19 protein-coding genes are annotated in these 20,306 nt (G+C 72.9%); 6 read left to right on the top strand and 13 right to left on the bottom strand.

Features of this window, described 5'->3' with window-relative positions:
- Positions 1-21 precede the first annotated feature (21 nt).
- The 3 genes from ACWEOH_RS17045 to ACWEOH_RS17055 are packed head-to-tail and all read left to right on the top strand — an operon-like array spanning position 22 to position 5,185.
- Positions 22-1,419, top strand: coding sequence for an MFS transporter (locus ACWEOH_RS17045; protein WP_452032962.1), 1,398 nt, complete (start codon positions 22-24; stop codon positions 1,417-1,419).
- An 11-nt stretch (positions 1,420-1,430) separates the two neighbouring features.
- Positions 1,431-3,572 (top strand): molybdopterin oxidoreductase family protein, encoded by a 2,142-nt coding sequence (locus tag ACWEOH_RS17050; protein WP_452032964.1) that lies wholly within the window; start codon positions 1,431-1,433, stop codon positions 3,570-3,572.
- Positions 3,569-5,185: an FAD-dependent oxidoreductase gene (locus ACWEOH_RS17055; protein WP_452032966.1), complete on the top strand. Its 1,617-nt coding sequence runs from the start codon at positions 3,569-3,571 to the stop codon at positions 5,183-5,185. The genes ACWEOH_RS17050 and ACWEOH_RS17055 overlap by 4 nt, the downstream gene beginning before the upstream one ends.
- 61 nt (positions 5,186-5,246) lie before the next feature.
- Here ACWEOH_RS17055 and ACWEOH_RS17060 read toward each other — a convergent pair whose 3' ends face one another.
- From ACWEOH_RS17060 to rpsP, 5 genes are all read right to left on the bottom strand, one after another.
- Positions 5,247-5,984 carry a sirohydrochlorin chelatase gene (locus tag ACWEOH_RS17060; RefSeq protein WP_452032968.1) on the bottom strand — a complete coding sequence of 246 codons (738 nt, stop codon included), beginning with the start codon at positions 5,982-5,984 and terminating at the stop codon, positions 5,247-5,249.
- 221 nt (positions 5,985-6,205) lie between these two features.
- A complete protein-coding gene (gene trmD, locus ACWEOH_RS17065) occupies positions 6,206-6,895 on the bottom strand; it encodes a tRNA (guanosine(37)-N1)-methyltransferase TrmD (protein WP_452032970.1) in 690 nt (229 codons plus the stop codon).
- Between the two features lie 9 nt (positions 6,896-6,904).
- Positions 6,905-7,570, bottom strand: a complete 666-nt coding sequence (rimM, locus tag ACWEOH_RS17070) for a ribosome maturation factor RimM (RefSeq protein WP_452032972.1) — start codon at positions 7,568-7,570, stop codon at positions 6,905-6,907.
- A gap of 1 nt (position 7,571) precedes the next feature.
- Positions 7,572-7,808: an RNA-binding protein gene (locus tag ACWEOH_RS17075; RefSeq protein ID WP_148734738.1), complete on the bottom strand. Its 237-nt coding sequence runs from the start codon at positions 7,806-7,808 to the stop codon at positions 7,572-7,574.
- Between the two features lie 3 nt (positions 7,809-7,811).
- A complete protein-coding gene (rpsP, locus tag ACWEOH_RS17080; protein ID WP_148734737.1) occupies positions 7,812-8,234 on the bottom strand; it encodes a 30S ribosomal protein S16 in 423 nt (140 codons plus the stop codon).
- Positions 8,235-8,488: 254 nt separating this feature from the next.
- Here rpsP and ACWEOH_RS17085 point away from each other — a divergent pair, with 254 nt between their 5' ends.
- A complete protein-coding gene (locus ACWEOH_RS17085; protein ID WP_452032975.1) occupies positions 8,489-9,451 on the top strand; it encodes an ornithine cyclodeaminase family protein in 963 nt (320 codons plus the stop codon).
- On the top strand, positions 9,451-10,434 hold the full coding sequence (locus tag ACWEOH_RS17090; RefSeq protein ID WP_452032977.1) for a proline racemase family protein: 984 nt from the start codon (positions 9,451-9,453) through the stop codon (positions 10,432-10,434). Before ACWEOH_RS17085 ends, ACWEOH_RS17090 begins: the two co-directional genes overlap by 1 nt.
- A gap of 50 nt (positions 10,435-10,484) precedes the next feature.
- On the opposite strand, the gene ACWEOH_RS17095 is transcribed toward ACWEOH_RS17090, so the two are convergent.
- The 7 genes from ACWEOH_RS17095 to ACWEOH_RS17125 all read right to left on the bottom strand — a co-directional run bounded on the left by ACWEOH_RS17095 (position 10,485) and on the right by ACWEOH_RS17125 (position 17,442).
- Positions 10,485-11,966, bottom strand: coding sequence for an aldehyde dehydrogenase (NADP(+)) (locus ACWEOH_RS17095; protein WP_452032978.1), 1,482 nt, complete (start codon positions 11,964-11,966; stop codon positions 10,485-10,487).
- Between the two features lie 32 nt (positions 11,967-11,998).
- Positions 11,999-13,000, bottom strand: a complete 1,002-nt coding sequence (locus ACWEOH_RS17100; RefSeq protein WP_452032980.1) for a proline racemase family protein — start codon at positions 12,998-13,000, stop codon at positions 11,999-12,001.
- A complete protein-coding gene (locus tag ACWEOH_RS17105; RefSeq protein WP_452032982.1) occupies positions 13,000-13,920 on the bottom strand; it encodes a dihydrodipicolinate synthase family protein in 921 nt (306 codons plus the stop codon). The genes ACWEOH_RS17100 and ACWEOH_RS17105 overlap by 1 nt, the downstream gene beginning before the upstream one ends.
- Complete coding sequence (locus tag ACWEOH_RS17110) at positions 13,917-15,293, bottom strand: FAD-dependent oxidoreductase (protein WP_452032984.1); 1,377 nt, start codon at positions 15,291-15,293, stop codon at positions 13,917-13,919. Before ACWEOH_RS17110 ends, ACWEOH_RS17105 begins: the two co-directional genes overlap by 4 nt.
- Complete coding sequence (locus ACWEOH_RS17115) at positions 15,290-15,532, bottom strand: (2Fe-2S)-binding protein (RefSeq protein ID WP_452032986.1); 243 nt, start codon at positions 15,530-15,532, stop codon at positions 15,290-15,292. Before ACWEOH_RS17115 ends, ACWEOH_RS17110 begins: the two co-directional genes overlap by 4 nt.
- Positions 15,529-16,686 carry an NAD(P)/FAD-dependent oxidoreductase gene (locus tag ACWEOH_RS17120; RefSeq protein WP_452032988.1) on the bottom strand — a complete coding sequence of 386 codons (1,158 nt, stop codon included), beginning with the start codon at positions 16,684-16,686 and terminating at the stop codon, positions 15,529-15,531. Before ACWEOH_RS17120 ends, ACWEOH_RS17115 begins: the two co-directional genes overlap by 4 nt.
- A gap of 90 nt (positions 16,687-16,776) precedes the next feature.
- On the bottom strand, positions 16,777-17,442 hold the full coding sequence (locus ACWEOH_RS17125) for a GntR family transcriptional regulator (protein ID WP_452032990.1): 666 nt from the start codon (positions 17,440-17,442) through the stop codon (positions 16,777-16,779).
- A gap of 145 nt (positions 17,443-17,587) precedes the next feature.
- Between ACWEOH_RS17125 and ACWEOH_RS17130 the strand changes: the two genes are divergently transcribed.
- Complete coding sequence (locus ACWEOH_RS17130; RefSeq protein ID WP_452032992.1) at positions 17,588-18,736, top strand: glutamate--cysteine ligase; 1,149 nt, start codon at positions 17,588-17,590, stop codon at positions 18,734-18,736.
- Positions 18,737-18,789: 53 nt separating this feature from the next.
- Here the strand turns inward: ACWEOH_RS17130 and ACWEOH_RS17135 are convergent, their stop codons facing one another.
- Positions 18,790-20,253 carry a GH1 family beta-glucosidase gene (locus ACWEOH_RS17135; RefSeq protein WP_452032993.1) on the bottom strand — a complete coding sequence of 488 codons (1,464 nt, stop codon included), beginning with the start codon at positions 20,251-20,253 and terminating at the stop codon, positions 18,790-18,792.
- Between the last annotated feature and the right edge of the window lie 53 nt (positions 20,254-20,306).

Here is a 20,306-nt window from a genome sequence, read left to right on the forward strand (position 1 = left end):
CCGACACCCCCGGAGGCACCGATGACCGAGACCCTGAGCTCCGCTCCGCCGCACGGCGCACCCCAGCAGGCCCCCGAGTCCACCGCGCCCGCGCTCGCCACCCGGCCGGGCCGCTGGATCGACAACTGGAACCCCGAGGACTCCACGCAGTGGGCGTCCCAGGGCCGCGCGATCGCGCGCCGCAACCTCAACTGGTCGATCTTCGCCGAGTTCCTCGGCTTCGTCGTCTGGCAGCTCTGGAGCATCGTCGCCGTGACGCTGCCGGACGCCGGATTCGACCTCAGCACCGGTGAGATCTTCTGGCTCATCTCCATCCCGAGCCTCGTCGGGGCGACGCTGCGCATCCCCTACTCGTTCCTCGTCCCGATCTTCGGCGGCCGGAACTGGACGATCATCTCGGCCGGCCTGCTCCTCGCACCGACGATCGCGCTCGCCCTGTGCGTGTCGAATCCCGACACGCCCTTCGGCGTGCTGCTCGCGGCCGCTGCCCTGGCCGGTTTCGGCGGCGGCAACTTCGCCAGTTCGATGTCCAACATCACCTACTTCTACCCCCAGCGGGAGAAGGGCTGGGCGCTCGGCCTCAACGCCGCCGGCGGGAACATCGGCGCCGCGGTCGCCCAGTTCGTCGTGCCGATCGCGATCAGCATCGGCGCGGGCGCGACCCTCAACCTGCCGGTCGCCGGCTGGATCTGGGTCCCCTTCATCCTGCTCGCGATGTTCGGCGCCTACCGCTACATGGACAACCTCTCGAATGCCAAGGCCGACCTCTCCGGTTCCGCCGCAGCGCTCAAGGAGCCGCACCTCTGGCTCATGTCCGTCCTCTACATCGGCACCTTCGGCTCGTTCATCGGCTTCGCCAGCGTGTTCCCGAAGCTCATCGCCGACCAGTTCCCCGAGTTCTCGTCCTTCGCCGTGGGCGGCACGTCCATCGGCCTGGCGTTCCTCGGCGCGCTCGTGGGGTCGCTCGCACGCCCCTTCGGCGGGCGGCTCTCCGACCGGTTCGGCGGCGCCCGCATCACGATGGTCGCCTTCGCGGGCATGGCGACGATCACCGTCGGCGTGCTGCTCACGCTGCCGCTCGGCAACTTCTGGCTGTTCCTGGGCCTGTTCCTCCTGCTCTTCGCGGCGGCGGGCGTCGGCAACGGCTCGACGTACCGCATGGTGCCGATCGTCTTCGCGCTTCGCGCTTCGGGCGACGAGACCGCCCGCAAGCGCAAGGCGGCCGCCGCGCTCGGCCTCATCTCCGCGATCGGGGCGTACGGCGGCTTCCTCATCCCGCAGGCGCTGAACCTCTCGTTCCAGGCCACCGGCGGCTACGCCGGCGCGTTCGTCGGCTTCATCGCCGGGTACGCCGGGCTCCTCGTGCTCACCTATGTCGTCTACGTGCGCTCCAGCCGCTTGGGCGCGCACAAGATCTGAATCGAGGCCGCATGAACCGTCCCGCCGACTCGCACTGCCCGTACTGCGCACTGCAGTGCGCGATGACCCTCACCCCGACGGATGCCGCAGCGGATGCCGCGACCCCGCCCGTGACGGTCGCCGGCCGCGACTTCCCGACGAACCGCGGCGGACTGTGCAAGAAGGGCTGGACCTCGGCGGAGCTGCTCCGCGCACCCTCGCGCCTCGGCGCCCCGCTCCTGCGGGGCGCCGACGGCGCGTTGCGCGAGGCGAGCTGGGACGAGGCCCTCGACCTCGTCGCGGCGCGGCTGCGCGACATCCGCTCGGCGCACGGCGCGGACGCGGTCGGCGTGTTCGGCGGCGGCGGCCTCACGAACGAGAAGGCCTACCTGCTCGGCAAGTTCGCCAGGCTCGCGCTCGGCACGAGCCGGATCGACTACAACGGTCGGTACTGCATGTCGTCGGCCGCGGCGGCCGGCAATCGCGCGTTCGGCGTCGATCGCGGACTGCCGTTCCCGCTCGAGGACCTCGACGGTGCGTCCACGATCCTGCTGCTCGGCACGAACGTGGCCGAGACGATGCCGCCGTTCATCGGGCACCTCGCGGGCGCCCAGGCCGCCGGCGGCCTGGTCGTCGTGGACCCGCGGCGCACCGCGACCGCGCGGCTCACCGAGGAGGGGAAGGGCCTGCACGTGCAGCCGGCGCCCGGAACCGACCTGGCGCTGCTGCTCGGCCTCATCCACGTCGTGATCGCCGAGCGGCTCGTCGACGAGGCCTACATCGGTGCGCGCACGGTGGGGTTCGACCGCCTCCGCCGCAGCGTGGCGTCGTGGTGGCCCGAGCGCGTGCAGTCGGTCACGGGCGTGGCGGCGCTCACGCTGCGCCGGCTCGCACGACGGCTCGCCTCGGGAGAGGGCACCTACATCCTCACGGGCCGGGGCGTCGAGCAGCACGTCGACGGCACCGACACCGCGACGGCCGCGATCAACCTGGCGCTGCTGCTCGGCCTGCCGGGACGCTCCGGCAGCGGCTACGGCACCCTGACCGGTCAGGGCAACGGCCAGGGCGGTCGCGAGCACGGCCAGAAGTGCGACCAGCTGCCCGGCTACCGCAAGATCGTCGACCCCGAGGCCCGCGCGCATGTCGCTCGAGTCTGGGGCGTCGACCCCGACGACATCCCCGGACCGGGCGTCCCCGCGGTCGAGCTGCTGCAGATGCTCGGGCGGCCGGGCGGCGTGCGCGCGCTCATGGTGCACGGATCGAACCTCGTGGTGTCGTCGCCGAACGTCGACGCCGTGCGCGCCGGCCTCGAGCGGCTCGACCTGCTCGTGGTGTGCGACTTCTTCCCCTCCGAGACCGCAGACCTCGCCGACGTCGTGCTGCCGATCACGCAGTGGGCCGAGGAGGAGGGCACGATGACGAACCTGGAGGGACGCGTCATCCGTCGCCGCCGGGCGATCACGCCGCCCGCCGGCGTGCGCGACGAGCTGTGGATCCTCGCGGAGCTCGCACGGCGCCTCGACTGCGCCGCCGCGTTCGACACCGACCCCGAGCGTGTCTTCGAGGAGCTGCGCCTCGCATCCGAGGGCGGCATCGCCGACTACTCGGGCATCGACTACGCGATGCTCGACCGCGGCGAGGAAGCGTACTGGCCATACCCTCGCGGCAGCGCCGGGACACCTCGCCTGTTCGCCGAGCGGTTCGCGCACCCCGACGGGCTCGCCCGTCTCGTGGCCGTGTCGGTGCGCGAGTCGGCGCGGCCGCGGCCGGGCGACGACGAGGTGACCCTCGTCACCGGGCGGCTGCTCGAGCACTACCAGAGCGGCGCGCAGACACGGCGGGTGCCCGAGCTGCTCGACGCCCAGCCCGAGGCCCTCGCCTCGCTGCATCCGGCCACCGCCGACCGGCTCGGCATCGCCGACGGCGACGACCTCGAGGTCGCGAACCATCGCGGCGCGGTGCACGTGCGGGCACGGCTCACGACCGACATCCGGCCCGACGCGGTGTTCCTGCCGTTCCACTACGGCGACGCGCAGGCCGCGAACCTGCTCACCTCCGACGCGGTGGACCCGGTCTCGGCGATGCCCGAGTTCAAGACCAACGTCGTGCGCGTCACGCGCACCACGAACCCCGCGAGCCCCGCTCGCCGCACGGAAGCCGAGGTCCCCGCATGAGCGCGCTCAGGATCGTCCTCGTCGGCTACGGGCCGGTCGGCGCCCGCTTCGTGGAGGAGCTGCTGCCGTCGGTGCGCAGCGGCGCCGTCGAACTCACGGTCGTCGCCGGTGAGGACGTCGAGGCGTACAACCGCGTGCTCGTCGCCGAGTACGCGGTCGGCAACACCGACCTCGACGCCATGCTCGTCGGCGACCGCGAGGCCGAGGAGGCCGGCGCCCGCGTGCTGCTCGGGGTCGCCGCGACCGCGATCGACCGCGCCGCGCACGTCGTGCGGCTCAGCACCGGCGAGGAGCTCGCCTACGACCGGCTCGTGCTCGCCACCGGATCGCGAGCGAACGTCCCGACGCTCGACGGGGTCGAGCGCCATCGCCGCGACCTCGCGTCGCTCGAGAAGTACGCCCGGCAGCTCGTGGCGCGCGACGACGACCTGCCCACGGGGGTCACGGCGCTGCGCGACCTCGCCGACGCCGAGCGGGTGCTCGAGGCCGTGCGCGAGCGCCGCCGCATCATCGTGCTCGGCGCCGGCGTGCTCGGGCTCGAGCTCGCCCTCGCGGCGGCGCACGCGGGTGCGCAGGTGTGCGTCGTGCACCACGGCCCGCACCCGATGCCGCGCAACCTCGACCGGGGCGGCGGCCAGGTGCTGCGGGCGGCCCTGCGGCGGACCGGCATCACCGTGATCGCGCACAGCCGCGCCGAGGCGGTCGCGTTCCGCACCGACGAGGAGGGACGCCGCCGGTTCGACATGCTCGTGACCGCCGACGGCAAGCAGCTCCGCGGCGACCTGCTCGTGCTCTCGTGCGGCGTGAGCCCGCGCAACGAGCTCGCGACGCTCGCGGGCCTGCGCACCGCCGTCGGGATCGTGGTGAACCCGCGGCTGCAGTCGTGGAGCGACCCCGACGTGTACGCGATCGGAGACTGCGCCCAGGTCGTCGAGCGCACCGAGGAGCTCGCTGGGCAGCGCGTGCTCCCCGGCGCGCCGTCGGGCCTCATCGGCCCGGGCTGGCGCCAGGCCGCGTGGCTCGCCGAGGCGTTCGCGACCGAGGCCGCGGGCCGCTCGGGCGGCGCAGACGAAGCCGACGCCGTGCCCGCCGAGCGCGACCCGATCGTCATGCTCAAGGCCGAGCACATCGACGTCGTCGCGGTCGGCGACATCTCAGCCGACCCCTGGGACGACGATGCGCTCCACCCGCGCCGCCGGGTCTCCCAGTGGGCTGATCCCGAGCACCTGCGCTACGTGAAGATGGTCACCGAGGACGGCGCCCTCACGGGATTCGTGAGCGTCGGGATGCCGCGCACCGCCGCCGAACTCACGCTGCTGTTCGAGCGCCGCGGCGAGCTCCCGGCCGACCGCTCGCTGCTGCTGCGCTTCGACGGGCCCGACTACGACCCGAACGAGGACGCCGACGCGTTCGCGCCCGCGACGACCGTGTGCTGGTGCAACGGCGTCACCGTGGGCCGCATCGAGGAGTCGGCCGCGTGCGGCAACACGACCGTCGAGTGCGTCGGCCGCGACACCCGCGCGGGCACGGGCTGCGGCGGGTGCAAGGGCCGGATAGCGGAGGTGCTCGCGCGCGTCGCGGAGGCGGACGGGACACCCAGCCTCACGGCGTGAGCGACGGTGCCGGCGATCTTGGCAGCGCCTCGAGCGGCCGAGAGCGCGATCGCTCAGCCCCTCAGGCGGGCTCCCAGTCGTTCGCATCGACCGCGGCGTAGCGCTCGAGCACGAGCTCGACGAGCTCGTGGGGCGCGGGCTCGTCTGGCAGCAGCAGCGGCTCGGCGATGAGGTCTCCCCCGGCGCCCGCAGCTGCGTCGTAGAACGTGCCCGGCGCGAGCAGGTAGGCGCCGACGACGACGCGCGTGCCCGGGTGCACCTCGCGGATCATCTCGATCGCGTCGGGCAGCCGCGGGATCGCCGCGGCGATGAACCCGACCGTCACGGGTCGGCCGAGCCGTTGAGCCAGCCGTCGTGCGGTCTCGAAGCACTCGCGCACCGCGCGCGGGTCGTTGGACCCGGCGGCCGCGAGCACGACGGTGTCCTCCTCGTCGAGCCCAAGGTCGCGGAGGCGTCGGGCGAGCACGGCGACGATGCGGTCGTCGGGCCCGAGCTCGTCGGCGAGCTGTGCGCCGCCGCCGAGGCGGTCGAGGCCGAGCGACAGCCCGGTGCGCACGTGGAAGCCGGCGGAGAGCACGAGCGGCACGATGACCGCGTCGGGCTCGGCGGCGGCCGCGAGGGATGCCGCGACGTCGCGGTTCGCGGCATCCACGAAGCTGATCGACACGTCGAGCTCGGGCCGCTCGGAGGCGACGGCGTCGACGAGCCGGATCACGGCCTCGCGGTTCTCCGCCGAGGGGGCGCCGTGTGTGACCGCGACGAGCCGGAGAGGGTGGATGCCGGGTATGTCCGCCGGCACGTCCGCACCGCTCGTCCCGACCATGTTCCGCCCCGCGCTTCCCGGCGGAATCCGGTCTCGCCGCCGGTTTCGACGCTATGCACGGCGTGTTTCGCAGGCGGGGCTCGCGTGTTTCCGGGACGTGAAGACTGCCTCACGCCTGCGCTGGGCGGCTGCGCGGCGGGCAGGCAGGCCGGGGGGCGCAGGCGCGCCGCCGCGGCATCCGATCGCGTCGTGGCGCCTCAGTCGTCGAGCAGCTCGGGCCGCACGCGCCGGGTGCGCTCGACCTGCTGCTCGTGCCGCCACGCGGCGATCGCGCCGTGGTTGCCCGAGAGCAGCACGGGCGGCACGTCGAGCCCGCGCCACGATGCGGGCTTGGTGTAGCTCGGGTACTCGAGCAGGCCGTCCTCGTGCGACTCCTCGACGAGGCTCTCGGGGTTGCCGACGACGCCGGGCACGAGCCGGCCCGCCGCCTCGATCATCGCCATGACGGCCACCTCGCCGCCGTTCAGCACGTAGTCGCCGAGGCTGATGAGGCGCACGCGCATCCGCTCGCCGTAGTGGTCGACGACGCGCTGGTCGATCCCCTCGTAGCGGCCGCATGCGAACACGAGGTGCGCCTCGGCGGCGAGCTCGCGCGCGGTCGCCTGCGTGAACGGCTCGCCGGCGGGCGACGGCACGACGAGCAGCGCATCGGATGCCCCGTCGCCCACGATCTCGTCGAGCGCCTCACCCCACGGCTCGGGCTTCATGACCATGCCCGCACCGCCGCCGTACGGCGTGTCGTCGACCGTGCGGTGCCGATCGTGCGTGTGCTCGCGGAGGTCGTGCGTGCGGACGTCGATCAGTCCCGACTGCCGCGCCTTGCCGAGCAGCGACAGGTCGAGCACGTCGAAGAACGACGGGAAGATCGTGACGATGTCGATCCGCATGGGCCGACACTACTCGGCGGGATCGTCGGCGCGGTCGGATGCCACGGCGTCGCCCTCGGCGGCCGACACGTCAGGTGCGTTCGCCTCGGCGTCGGACGTCTCGCCCTTCCCCTCGGCGGCGGGCGCCTCGGGCTCCTCTGGGAGCTCCTCGAACAGCCCGGCGGGCGGCGTCACGGTGAGCGTGCCTGCGGCGATGTCGACCTCGGGAACGATGGCCGACACGAACGGCACCATGACCTCGCGGCCCTGGGCCTTCACGATGAGCAGGTCTTGGGCCGGGAGGTGGTCGACGTGCACGACCTCGCCGACCTCGACGCCGTCGCGCATGACGGTGAGGCCCACGAGCTGGTGGTCGTACCAGGCGTCGTCCTCGGGCGTCTCCTCGTCGACGTGCTCGACCCAGAGGATCGCCTTCACGAGGCCCTCGGCCGCCGTGCGGTCGTCGACGCCCTCGAAGAAGCCGACTGGATGGCCGTTGTACCAGCGGAGCTCGCGGAGCGTGAGGTGCTTGCCGTGCCACGGCGACGACTCTGGCACCTGCAGCGAGAACTCCGCGCCCGGCACGAAGCGGCGCTCGGGGTCGTCGGTGTAGAGCTCGAGCTTGATGGCGCCCTTGAGGCCGTGGGCCTTGGTGAGGCGGCCGACCCTGAGCTGCGTGCGGGGTGCGCGCGCCACGTCAGTCGTCGGTGTCGACGACGTCGACCCGCACGCGGCGACCGTCGGCGAGCGCGGTCACCAGGGTGCGCAGCGCCTTCGCCGTGCGACCGGCGCGGCCGATCACGCGACCGAGGTCCTCGGGGTTCACGTGAACCTCGAGGACCTCGCCGCGTGCGCTCGACGCGGTGACGACCTTCACGTCGTCAGGATGATCGACGATCCCCTTGACGAGGTGTTCGAGCGCGGACTGGAGCAAGGCCTACGCCTCGTCCGTCGTGGTCTCGTCGGCGTCGGCAGCCTCGGCGGGGGCCTCCTCGGCCTTCGCGGGCTTCTCGGCCTTGGGCTTGAGGACCGGCTTCTTCGACTCGTCGGCGACGAACGCGGCCTTGGCCTCGGCGACCTGGACGGTGGACTTCGCGTCCTTGTCGCCCTTGAACTTGCCCCAGTCGCCCGTGAGCTTGAGGATCGCGGTGACCTGCTCGGTCGGCTGGGCGCCGACGGAGAGCCAGTACTGGGCGCGGTCCGAGTCGACCTCGATGAACGAGGGGTTCTCGGTGGGGTGGTACTTGCCGATCTCCTCGATCACACGACCGTCGCGCTTGGTGCGCGAGTCGGCGACGACGATGCGGTAGTACGGCGCCCGGATCTTGCCGAGGCGCTTGAGGCGGATCTTGACAGCCACAATTCTCCTGAAATGTTGTGAGGTGGGCGAACTGACAGCCGTGAGCGTGGGGTGCACACTCGGCGGAAGCTCTGATGAGGCTCTGCGCGCCGGATAGAGGGTCGGGCGGTACAGAACTCGACTGACCATTCTTGCAGATTCGCGGATGCCCCGCCAATCCGCCGAACGGCGGTGGTCACGCGTGCATCGGCCGGTCGATGACAGGAGGGTTGGTGCTACGTGACATATTACACATTACTCTTTAGACTACCCTCATGCCCGGCGTGCTCGACTCCATCCAGCTCATCGACGGCGACGCCCTCGAGCGTCGCGTCACGATGTCCGCCGCGATCCGCGCCATCCAGCGGCTGGTACGTGACGGCTTCGACCCCGATCACGATCCGGCGCGCGCCATCGTCGACGTGCCGAACGGCCAGCTGCTGCTCATGCCGTCCGCCATCGACGGCCTCGCCGGCCAGAAGCTCGCGACCGTCGCCCCCGGCAATCCCGCGCGCGGCCTCGAGCGCATCCAGGCGGTCCACGTCGTGCTCGACGGCGACACGCTGGCCCCGATCGCGCTCGTCGACGGCACGGCGCTCACGAGCCTGCGCACGCCCGCGGTCTCGGCGGCGGTGCTCGACATCACCGCGACGCCCGACGCGTCCTCGCTCGTCGTGTTCGGCACGGGCCCGCAGGGTGTCCGACACGTCGAGGCGATCGCCGCCATCCGTGGACTGCGTCGCGTACGCTTCGTCGGCCGTGACCGCGCGAAGGCCGGGCGCGCCGTCGAGGCCGCCCGCGCCTACGCCCCCGTGGCGGAGATCCACGTGGGCACTGCGGCCGACGTCGCCGACGCCGACCTCGTCGTGTGCGCCACCACGGCGGCCGAGCCGCTCTTCTCCGCCGACCTCGTCGCCGACCGCGCCGTGATCGTCGCCGTCGGCTCCCACGAGCCCGACCGGCGGGAGCTCCCGGGCGCCCTGCTCGCGCGCGCCCAGGTCATCGTCGAGACCGAGCGGATCTCCCGTGCCGAGGCGGGCGACGTCATCATGGCGGTCGCCGAGGGGCACCTCTCCGCGGATGCCGTCGTGCCGATGGCGCGCATCCTCGACGGCCGCGTCCCCGTGCGTTTCGATCGACCGCGCGTGTTCAAGACCTGCGGCATGGGGTGGCAGGACCTCGCGGTCGCGAGGCTCGCACTCGAGACGGGCGCCGCCGGCGCCGGGAGGACGGACTGATGCACTGGAGCACCGAGGACTGGCACACCGCGGGCGAGCCGTTCCGCATCGTCGACGGCGTCGCGACCGCGGGCGCGACCGTCGCCGAGCGGCGCGTGCACGCGATGACGGGCGACGCCGACGCGGTTCGCCGGTTCCTCTGCCTGGAGCCGCGCGGGCACGACGACATGTACGGCGGGTTCCTGACCCCGCCCGACGACGACGGAGCCGACTTCGGCGTGCTGTTCTGGCACAAGGACGGCTTCTCGACGGCCTGCGGGCACGGCACCATCGCGCTCGGCGAATGGGCGGTGCGCACCGGCCGGGTCGCGGCGCCCGACGACGGCGAGGCCGTCGTGACGATCGACGTGCCCAGCGGCCGCGTGCAGGCACGGGTGCAGCGCGAGGGCGGCCGCACGACCGGCGTCGTGTTCCGCAACGTCGAGTCGCGTGTGCTCGAGCGCGGCATCCGCCTGGAGACGAGCGGAGGCGAGGTCGACGTGGACCTCGTCTTCGGCGGCGCCGTGTACGCGACCCTGCCGGCCGCCGCCGTCGGCCTTTCGGTCGCGCCCGAGCACACGAGCGAGCTCATCCGGCTCGGACGCGAGATCAAATGGGCGTTGAACGAGCACCCGGCAGCGCAGGTCGACGACGAACGCCTCTCGGGCGTCTACGGCACGATCTGGGTCGACGACCTGGGTCGCACCGAAGCCGGACCGTGGCAGCGCAACGTGACCGTCTTCGCCGACGGCGAGGTCGACCGCAGCCCCTGCGGATCGGGCACCGCGGCGCGCGTCGCACTGCTCGCGCACACCGGCGTGCTCGGCGAGGGCGAGGTCCTCACGCACGACTCGATCATCGGCACCCGCTTCCTCGCACGCGTCGCCGGGCGCACCGCCGACGGCGTGATCCCCGAGGTGACGGGCCATGCGTACCGCGTCGGCCGGTGCGAGTTCGAGCTCGACGAGGGCGACCCACTCGCCGACGGCTTCTCGCTGCGGTGAGTGCGGGGTGCCCCGGTCGTCTTCCGGCGCACCACGCGGCATCCGCGCGCTCAGTACTCGCCCGAGAGGCTCCCCCATCCGCCGGATCGGCCGGCGTCGCTGCGCCGCTGCGGCACACCCCACGGATTGTCGTCGCGCAGGGGCGGCGGGAGCAGCGACCGCGGCGCGCCCTGGTAGGCGACGCCGCGCAGGAATCGGGTGATCGCCGCAGTGCCGACGCTCGTGGCATCCGTCGTCGTCGCGGGGAACGGGCCGCCGTGCTGCATGGCGCTCGTCACCGCCACCCCGGTCGGCCACCCCCCGAACAGCACTCGCCCGCTCGTCTCGGCCAGCACGTCGACGAGCTCGGCGAGACGCCCGTCGGCCAGCTCGTCGACGCTCGCGTGCACGGTCGAGGTGAGGTTGCCCGGGAACAGCTCGCGGTGCAGTTCCGGCAGGACGTCGGCGTCGGCGTACCGCACGAGGATCGACAGGGGCCCGAAGGACTCCTCGAGCAGCTCGTCGCGGTGCGCGAGCAGCGTGTCCACGTCCACCTCGACGACGGTGGGCGTCGCGAAGCGCTGGTCGGCCTCGTCGACGCGGACCGCGCCCTCGGCGAGGACGGTCACTCCCGGTGCTCCGAGGACCGCGGTGCGGCGCTCCTCGAAGGCTCGGCCGATGCCGGGATTGAGCAGGCGATGCTCGGGCACGGCCGCCGCGGCATCCGCCACCGGTTCGAGCTCGGCGTCGGCCGGGACGAACAGGAAGCCGGGCTTCGTGCAGAGCTGCCCGGCGGAGCCGGAGACCGAGCCGAGGAAGCCCTGCAGCAGCCCGGGGTCGGCGGCCACCGCGCCTGCGGTCGCGTACACGGGGTTCACGCTGCCGAGCTCGCCGTAGAACGGGATGGGGCGCGAGCGCGACGCCGCGATGTCCGCGAGCAGGCGCCCCACGTGGGTCGAGCCCGTGAACGCGCCGGCGCGGATGCGGTCGTCGCGCAGGAGCGCGACGCCGCGCTCCTGGCCCTCGACGAGCTGGAAGACGCCGTCGGGCATGCCCGCTCCTGCGAGCGCCGCCGTGACGACCTCCGCGGTGCGGCGCGAGAGCTCGGGGTGGCCCGAGTGCGCCTTCACCACGACCGGGCACCCCGCGGCGAGCGCGGCCGCCGAATCGCCGCCCGCGACGGAGAACGCGAACGGGAAGTTCGACGCGGCGAAGTTGAGCACCGGCCCGACGGGCTCGAGCACGCGGCGCACGTCGGGCCGCGGTCCGATCACGTAGTCGGGGTCGGCCGCGTCGATGCGCGCGTCGAGGTAGGCGCCGTCGACGATGACCTCGGCGAAGAGCCGCAGCTGGCTGGAAGTGCGGCGCATCTCCCCCGCGAGCCTGGCCTGGGCGAGCCCGGTCTCGCGCATCGCGACGGCGATGAGCTCGTCGGAGGCGGCGTCGAGCGCGTCGGCCACGGCGACGAGCGCCTGCGCCCGTGCGCGGGGTTCGGTCTCGGCGAACGGTCGTGCAGCGCGCGCCGCGTCCGCGGCGATCCGGTCGGTGTCCATCGATGCTCCTGGTCGTCGGCGTGCGTGGTCGGTCAGAAGACGAAGCCCTCGGGAAAGGGGTCGTCCTCGTCGAGGAGGTACTGGCCCATGCCGGTGACCCAGGCACGGCCCGAGATGGTCGGCACGACCGCGGGGACGCCGCCGACCACGGTCTCGCGCAGCAGGCGACCCGTGAACTCGCTGCCGATGAACGACTCGTTCACGAAGTCGGTCTCGAGCGCGAGCTCCCCGCGAGCATGGAGCTCGGCCATGCGCGCGCTCGTGCCCGTGCCGCACGGCGAGCGGTCGAACCATCCGGGATGGATCGCCATCGCATGGCGCGAGCGGACCGCGTCGGAACCGGGCGCGATGAACTCGACGTGGTGCACGTGATCGGCCCCCGAGAGCTCGGGATGCCTGGGCGGCTTCTGTTCGTTGATCGCGTCCATGATCGCGAGGCCGGCGCGGAGGATGTCGTCCTGTCGCTCCCGGTCGAACGGCAGCCCGAGGTCCTCGAGGTCGACGAGCGCGTAGAAGTTGCCGCCGAACGCGATCGAGTACGGCACCTCGCCGTAGCCCGGCACCTCGATCGTCTCGTCGAGGCGCTCGACGAAGCTCGGCACGTTCTCGATCGTGACGCGCTTGGCTCGGCCGCCCTCGACCTCGACGCGCGCGACGACGAGGCCGGCGGGCACGTCGAGCCGGATCTCGGTGACGGGCTCGGTCACCTCGACCATGCCCGTCTCGACGAGCACCGTGGCAACGCCGATCGTGCCGTGGCCGCACATCGGCAGGAAGCCGCTCGCCTCGACGAACACCACGCCCCAGTCAGCGTCGTCGCGTGCGGGCGGCTGCAGCAGCGCGCCCGACATGGCGGCGTGGCCGCGCGGCTCGTTCATGAGGAACCCGCGCAGGCCGTCGAGGTGCTCGATCGCCCACAGCCGCCGCTCGTTCATCGTCGAGCCGGGGATCCGTCCGACGCCGCCCGTGACGACGCGGGTCGGCATGCCCTCGGTGTGCGAGTCGACGGCCGAGACGACCCGACGGGTGCGCATCAGCGGGCCGCCGCGAGTGCCGCGAGCGCGCGCTCGGTGTCGGCGGTCACCTGCGCGCGCTGCTCCGCCGAGAGCGGGCCGCGCGGCGGGCGCGTCGGGCCGCCGTACGAGTTGCCGCAGATGTCCATCGAGAGCTTGATGGCCTGCACGAACTCGGTGCGCGAGTCCCAGCGGAACACCGCGACGAGCTGCTCGTAGAGCGCCTTCGCCTCGTGCCACTTGCCGTCGGCGCAGAGGTTGTAGAGCTCGACCGCCTCGCGGGGGAACGCGTTCGGGTAGCCGGCGAACCAGCCGACCGCGCCGTTCACCATGAGCTCGAACAGCACGTCGTCGGCACCGGCGATGATGTCGATGTCGCACAGCTCCTTGATCTCGTAGACGCGGCGCACGTCGCCCGAGAACTCCTTGATGGCGACGACCTCGGGGATCTCGGCGAGCCTCGCGACGAGCGACGGCACGAGGTCGACCTTCGTGTCGAACGGGTTGTTGTAGGCCATGATCGGCAGGCCGACCTTGGCGACCTCCTCGAAGTGCGCGATGACCTCGCCCTCGTTGGCCCGGTACACGGTCGGCGGGAGCAGCAGCACGCCGTCGGCGCCGTCCTCGCGGGCGAGCTCCGCCCATTTGCGCGCCTGGTGGCTGCCGACGCCGTGCGCGCCGGCGATGACGATGCCGCGCCCGTCGACCGCCTCGACGGCGACCTGGATGACCTTCCGTCGCTCCTCGTCGGTGAGGGACGAGTACTCGCCGAGCGATCCGTTCGGGCCGACGCCGCGGCATCCGTTCGACATGAGGAAGTCGACGTGCTCGGCGAACCGGTCGTAGTCGACGGCGAGGCCGGCCGGGGCGGACGGGTCCTCCTTGAAGGCGAGGGCGGTGGCGACGACGACGCCGCCGAGGTCCATGTTCTGCTCGGTCATTCCTGCTCCTGGTGCTGGGTTCGGTCGTGGGTGTGGTGGAGGCCGGCGAGCTCCCCGATGCGGATCGAGGAGAGCACCGGCCGCTGGTCGTAGTCGACGGATGCCGCGACGAGCGCCTCGACGCTGCGGCCGCAGGTGCGACCCTGGCACGCGCCGAGGCCGGCGCGCGTCGCGAGGCGCATGCCGCGGCTCGAGGCGTCGGCGTACTCGGCGATGCGCGCACGCGTGACGGACTCGCAGCGGCAGACGATCGTGTCGTCGTCGAGCCAGGCGGTCCATCCCGGTCGGATGGCGTGGGTGGCGAGTCGTTCGGCGAAGGCGTGCATCCGACGCCGTGCGTCGACGATGCGGCGCAGTCGCGGATCGTCGAGCTCGCCGCCGGCGGCGAGGAATCCGGCGACCGCGCCCTCGGCCAGCGCCGCGTCGGCGCCCGCGATGCCGGTGACCTCGCCAGCCGCGAAGACGTCGGGCACCGACGTCGCCTGTCGCTCGTCGACCTCGACGAATCGGTCGGGCGAGATCACGCAGCCGGCCTGGATCGCCGCCTCGAGGCGGGGGGTGAAGCCGTGGCCGAGGGCGACCGAGTCGCATTCGACGACGCGCTCGGTTCCCGGGATCGGACGCCAGTCGGCGTCGACGCGCTGGATGGTCACCCCCTCGACCGTACCGACCCCGTGGATGCGCGTGACGGCGCTGCCGAAACGGTAGGGCGTCCGGTGGCGGAACAGGTCGCCGAGGTACTCGGCGAGCTCGCCCGCCTTGCCGGCCGCGCCCGCGAGCCGCCACGGACTGCGGCCCCAGCCGCGCGCGATCGCGCCGACGCCAACGGCTTCGACGACCTCGGCGACCGTGCCGCCGGCGAGGCCGATGCTCGCGGCGACCGGCAGCAGGAACGGGCCGGCGCCCGCGACGACGGTCCGACGCCCCGGGGCGACGCCGTCGCGCTTCGCGAGCGCCTGCGCGGCGCCGGCGGTGATCACGCCGGGGAGGGTCCACCCGGGCACGGGCAGCGCACGGTCGTGCGCACCCGTGGCGAGGACGAGCGCATCGGCCCCGACCGTGAGGGCCGTGCGGCCGGCCGCGTCGGCCGGGCCGACGAGCGCGTGCACGCGGAGGCCGTCGTCGGCCTGGACGTGCCAGACGCTCGCCTGGGCGTGCACCTCGGCCCGGTCGAGGGCTCCGCGAAGTCGCTCGAAGCGCGGCCACTGGTGCTGCATGCGCGGATCGGTGAGTGCATCGTGGTGGCGCCAGAACTGGCCGCCAGGACGCTCCCCCTCGTCGAGCACGGTGACGTCGGCGCCGTGCGCAAGCGCGGCCTGTGCGGCGGCGAGACCCGCGGGGCCCGCACCGAGGATGACGACGCGCCGGCTCATCGCGTCTCCCGCTCGACCACGTCGCCGTCGCCGGCGGTGCGCTGGCAGGCTCGGATGCCCTCGACGCCGTTGACGGTGACCAGGCAGTCCTGGCAGATGCCGATGCCGCAGAACACGCCGCGCTCCGCGCCGGCCGCCGTGCGCCAGCTGCGCCGGCCCGCGCCGATCAGCACGCCGGCGATGGTCTGGCCGTCGCGCCCCTCGAGCTCGGCGCCGTCGACCGCGATGCGGATGGTCACGCCGCCTCCTCGAGGCTCGCCCGGGTAGGAAGGAACGGTGCGGGGTCGAGCGGTGCGGGCGTGCCGAGCACGGCGTGCGCCACGAGCTGGCCGGTCGTCGGGGCGAGGCCGATGCCCGCGCCCTCGTGCCCGGCCGCGTGGAACAGTCCGTCCACGCGGCCGTCGGCGCCGATGGCCGGCAGGTGGTCGGGCGTGTACGGCCGGAAGCCGACGTAGCTGCGCAGGAGCATCGTGTCGGCGAGGAAGGGGAAGAGTCGCGTCGCCTTCGCCGCGATCTCGGCGAGCGGCGCGAGCATGTCGGCCGTCGAGAATCCCACGCGCTCGCGGCTCGAGCCGATCAGCACGGTGCCGGCGGGGGTCGACTCCACGACGGTCGAGGTCTGGAGGGCGGCGTCGCTCGAACCGACCGCACCGACGTAGTCGGCGTCGTAGACCTTGTGGAAGACCCGCTGCGGCATGGGAGTGGTGACGAGGATCGCGCCGCGCCGGGGCCGGATGTCGAGGCGCGCACCGAGGAGGGCCGCGATGTCGCCGGCCCACGGGCCCGCGCAGTTCACGATCGCGTCGCCCAGGATCGCGCCCTCAGGCGTGGTCACGCCGGCCAGGCGATCGCCGTCGTGCACCGGACCCGTGACCTCGGTGATCCGGAACTCGGCGCCGAGGCGGCGCGCCCTGGCGAGCATCGCCTGGGTGGCGAGGCTCGGCTGCACCTGGGCGTCCTCGGGGTAGTGGATGCCGCTCGCGACCTCGGGGCTGAGGTGGGGCTCGAGGCGACCGAGGTCCTCGGAGGACACCGCGTCGGCGCGGATCCCGATCGAACGCTGCGACGCGGCGAACGCCTCGAGTGCGGTGGCCCCGCCCGCGAAGGCGACGACCACGCCGCCCTTCGCCTCGAACTCGGTGGCGGGCTGCCCGGGCGCGCGGTCGGCGTCGAGCCGGGCGGCGAGGTCGCGCCAGGCCTCGCGAGCTGCGATCGCCAGGTCGGCCTCGGCGCCGGGCGCCTTGTCGGAGACCAGGATGTTGCCCTCGCAGCGACTCGAGGTCTCCGCCGCCACGCCCGCGCGGTCGACGACGACGACCTCGGCGCCGGCCTCGGCGAGCGCGAGCGCGCAGGACGCGCCGATGGCGCCCGCACCGATCACGACGACGCGCATGCCCGGCTCCTTTCAGTGATACGTGACATATTACTCATACTCGACCGGAAGCGCACCCGCGGCGTGCGCGGGCTGCCCGGCGAGCCGGACCTACGCCTCGTGGCGCCCGCTCCAGAGGCCGGCCACGTGGCCGATGTGCCGGCGCATGAGGGCCTCGGCACCCTCGCCGTCGCCCTCGACGAGGAGGCGGATGAGCTCGGCGTGCTCGAGCGACGAGCTCTCCAGCTCGTCCGAATCGGCGAGGTTCACGAGCCCCACCAGCCGGGTCTGCTGGCGGAGCTCCGACACGAGCCGCACGAGGTGCCGATTCCCCGTCCGCTCGAGCAGCGTCAGGTGGAACGTCGTGTCCGCCTCGAGGTAGTCCTCGAAACGGCCCTCGCGGCCGGCGCGGACGATCTCGTCGGCCAGGCGCCGCAGCCGTTCGACCGTCTCGTCGGGCAGCGCTCCGGCGAGCGATCGCATGGGCGGCGCCTCGAGGAGCCGCCGGATCTCCCCGAGCTCGCGCAACTCGTCGTCCGAGACCTCGGTCACCTCGAACCCTCGGTTGCGGAGCGGACTCAGGAACCCCCGACGGGCCAGGTTGAGCATCGCCTCGCGCACAGGCGTCGCGCTCACGCCGAACTCGCCCGCCAGCGTCGGCACCGTCAGCACGGTGCCCGGTGCGAACTCGCCCGTTACGATGCGCGACGAGAGCGTGCGCTCGACCTGCTCGCGCAGGCTCAGCACCTCGAGCACGCGCATCTGCTGGCCGCTCATCGGAACCCGCCCGGGTGACGCATCATGCGGCACATCGTACTCGACGCTCGCACGAGCGCCTCGTTCCGACGCGCGACCGTCGCGCCGGGCGGGTCCGTGCGATGATTGCGAGCACGATTCCCGCACGCCCCGAGGGAGGCCGCGCATGCCGATCGAGTTCGCACGTTCCCCGCGTTCCACGATCGGCCTCGAGTGGGAGGTCGCGATCGTCGACCGCTCGACCGGCGAGCTCGCGTCCATCGCCGATCGCGTGCTCGAACTCCTCGACGAGCGCAGCGAGGGCGGGACGCATCCGTCGATCACGTCGGAGCTGCTGACCAACACGGTCGAACTCGTGAGCGGCGTGCACGAGCGGGTCGCGGGCGCCGTCGCCGACCTCGAGGGCCAGCTGGCCGAGGTGCGGGCGGTGATCGACGAGCTCGGCGAGTACGAGCTCATCTGCAGCGGCTCGCATCCCTACAGCCAGTGGTACGACCAGCGCCTCACCGACAAGCCGCGGTACCACAAGCTCATCGAGCGCACCCGCTGGTGGGGGCGGAACATGATGATCTGGGGCATCCACGTGCACGTCGGCATCGAGGATCGCGACAAGGCCCTGCCGATCCTCGACGGGCTGCTCGCGTACATGCCGCACCTGCAGGCGCTCAGCGCGTCGAGCCCGTTCTGGGCCGGCGTCGAGACCGGCTACGCCTCGAACCGAGCGCTCATGTTCCAGCAGCTCCCGACCGCCGGACTCCCCTACCCGCTCGCCGACTGGGCCGCCTACGAGCGCTACGTCGACGACCTCGTGCGCACGGGCGTCATCGAGGACCACACCGAGGTGCGCTGGGACATCCGCCCGTCGCCGCGCTGGGGCACCGTGGAGGTGCGCGTGTGCGACGGCGTGTCGACCGCCGCCGAGATCGCGGCGATCGGCGCGCTCGTGCAGTGCCTCGTCGAGTGGATGAGCCAGCGCCTCGACGACGGCGAGACGCTGACCGTGCTGCAGCCCTGGTACGTGCGCGAGAACAAGTGGCGTGCGGCTCGCTACGGCATGGACGCCGAGATCATCACGGATGTCGCGGGCAGCGAGCGGCTGGTCGGCGACGACCTGCGCGACCTGCTCACGACGCTCGTACCCGTGGCCGAGCGCCTCGGCTGCCAGGCCGAGCTCCAGCAGGTGCGCGCGATGCTCGACGGCGGGGCGAGCTACCAGCGGCAGCTGCGCGTCGCCGAGTCCGCCGGCGGCGACCTCACGGCCGTCGTCGCGCACCTCGCGCGCGAGCTCCGCGAGGGCGTGAACCCGCAGGCGTGAGGCCCGCCTTCTGAGCGCGCGGGCCGGAGGGCCGCCCCGCGGCATCCGCTCGACTACGCCGGGATGGCCCTCGTGCGGATGAGCTCGGCGTACCACTTCGCGCTGTCCTTCGGCAGCCGCTCGAGCGTGTCGTAGTCGACGCGCACGATGCCGAAGCGCTTGGAGTAGCCGTAGCCCCACTCGAAGTTGTCCAGGAGCGACCACACCTGGTAGCCGCGCAGGTCGACGCCCCGGGCCATCGCGCGGTGGGCGGCGGTGAAGTGCCGGCGCAGGTAGTCGACGCGCTCGACGTCGTGCACGGCCGGGCCGTCTGGTTCGTCGGTCACCTCGTCGTCGAACGCGGCGCCGTTCTCGGTGACCATGAGCGGCAGCGACGGGTAGGCCTCGTGCAAGGCGACGAGCAGGTCCTCGAGGCCCGACGGGTCGATGTTCCAGCCCATCGCCGTGTAGGGGCCCTGCTGCACGAGGAACTCCACGTGCTCAGAGCCGGGCCAGGGCGTACCGCCCATGTCCTTGTGGCCGTCGGCCTTCACGCGCGGAGACACGCCGTCCCACATCTCGACGGTGACGGTCGAGTAGTAGTTCACGCCGAGCAGCGAGATCGGCTGGCGGATGAGCTCGAGGTCGCCGGGCTTCACGAACGACCAGTCGGTGACCTCGGCGGTGTCGGCGATGACGTCGGCGGGGTACTCCCCGTCGAGGAGCGGCCCGAGGAAGACCCGGTTCGCGAGCCCGTCGATGCGTCGCGCCGCCTCGGCCCCGGTCGGCCCGTGCGGGCGGATCACGTGCAGGTTGAGCGTGATCGAATAGCCCGGGTCGTTCGTCACGACCTCGCGCAGCGCCGCGATCGCCAGGCCGTGCGCGAGGTTGAGGTGGTGCACCGCGGCGAGCGCCTTGGCGCCGTCGAGGAGGCCGGGCGCGTGGGCGCCCGAGCCGTAACCGAGGTAGGCGCTGCACCACGGCTCGTTGAGGGTCGTCCACACGGCGATCCGGTCGCCGAGGCGCTCCCCCACGATGCGCGCGTAGTCGGCGAATGCCTCGGCGGTCGCGCGGTTCGCCCAGCCGCCCTCGTCCTCGAGCGCCTGCGGGAGGTCCCAGTGGTAGAGCGTCGCGATGGGGCGGATGCCGCGGGCGATGAGCCCGTCGACGAGCCGCTCGTAGAACGCCAGGCCGGCCTCGTTCGCCGGCCCGCGCCCCGTGGGCTGGATCCGCGGCCACGCGATCGAGAACCGGTACGCCTCGAGGCCGAGCTCCACCATGAGGTCGAGGTCCTGCTCCCAGCGGTGGTAGTGGTCGTCGGCCACGTCGCCGGTGTCGCCGTTCCAGACCTTGCCGGGCGTGTGGCTGAACGTGTCCCAGATGGACGGCCCACGGCCGTCCTCGTCGACCGCGCCCTCGATCTGGTACGACGCCGTGGCCGATCCGAAGAGGAAGTCGTCGGGGAAGGCGAGACCCGCGTCGCGGTAGTCGGCCGAGCCGGTGGTCATGGTGGTGCTCCAGTCGTCGTGTCGCGGCATCCGCCGGTCGTTCGCGGCATCGGGCCTGCCGCCGCGTTCACTGTAGCGCGTCG

It is taken from the genome of Agromyces sp. NPDC004153, from assembly GCF_053603635.1.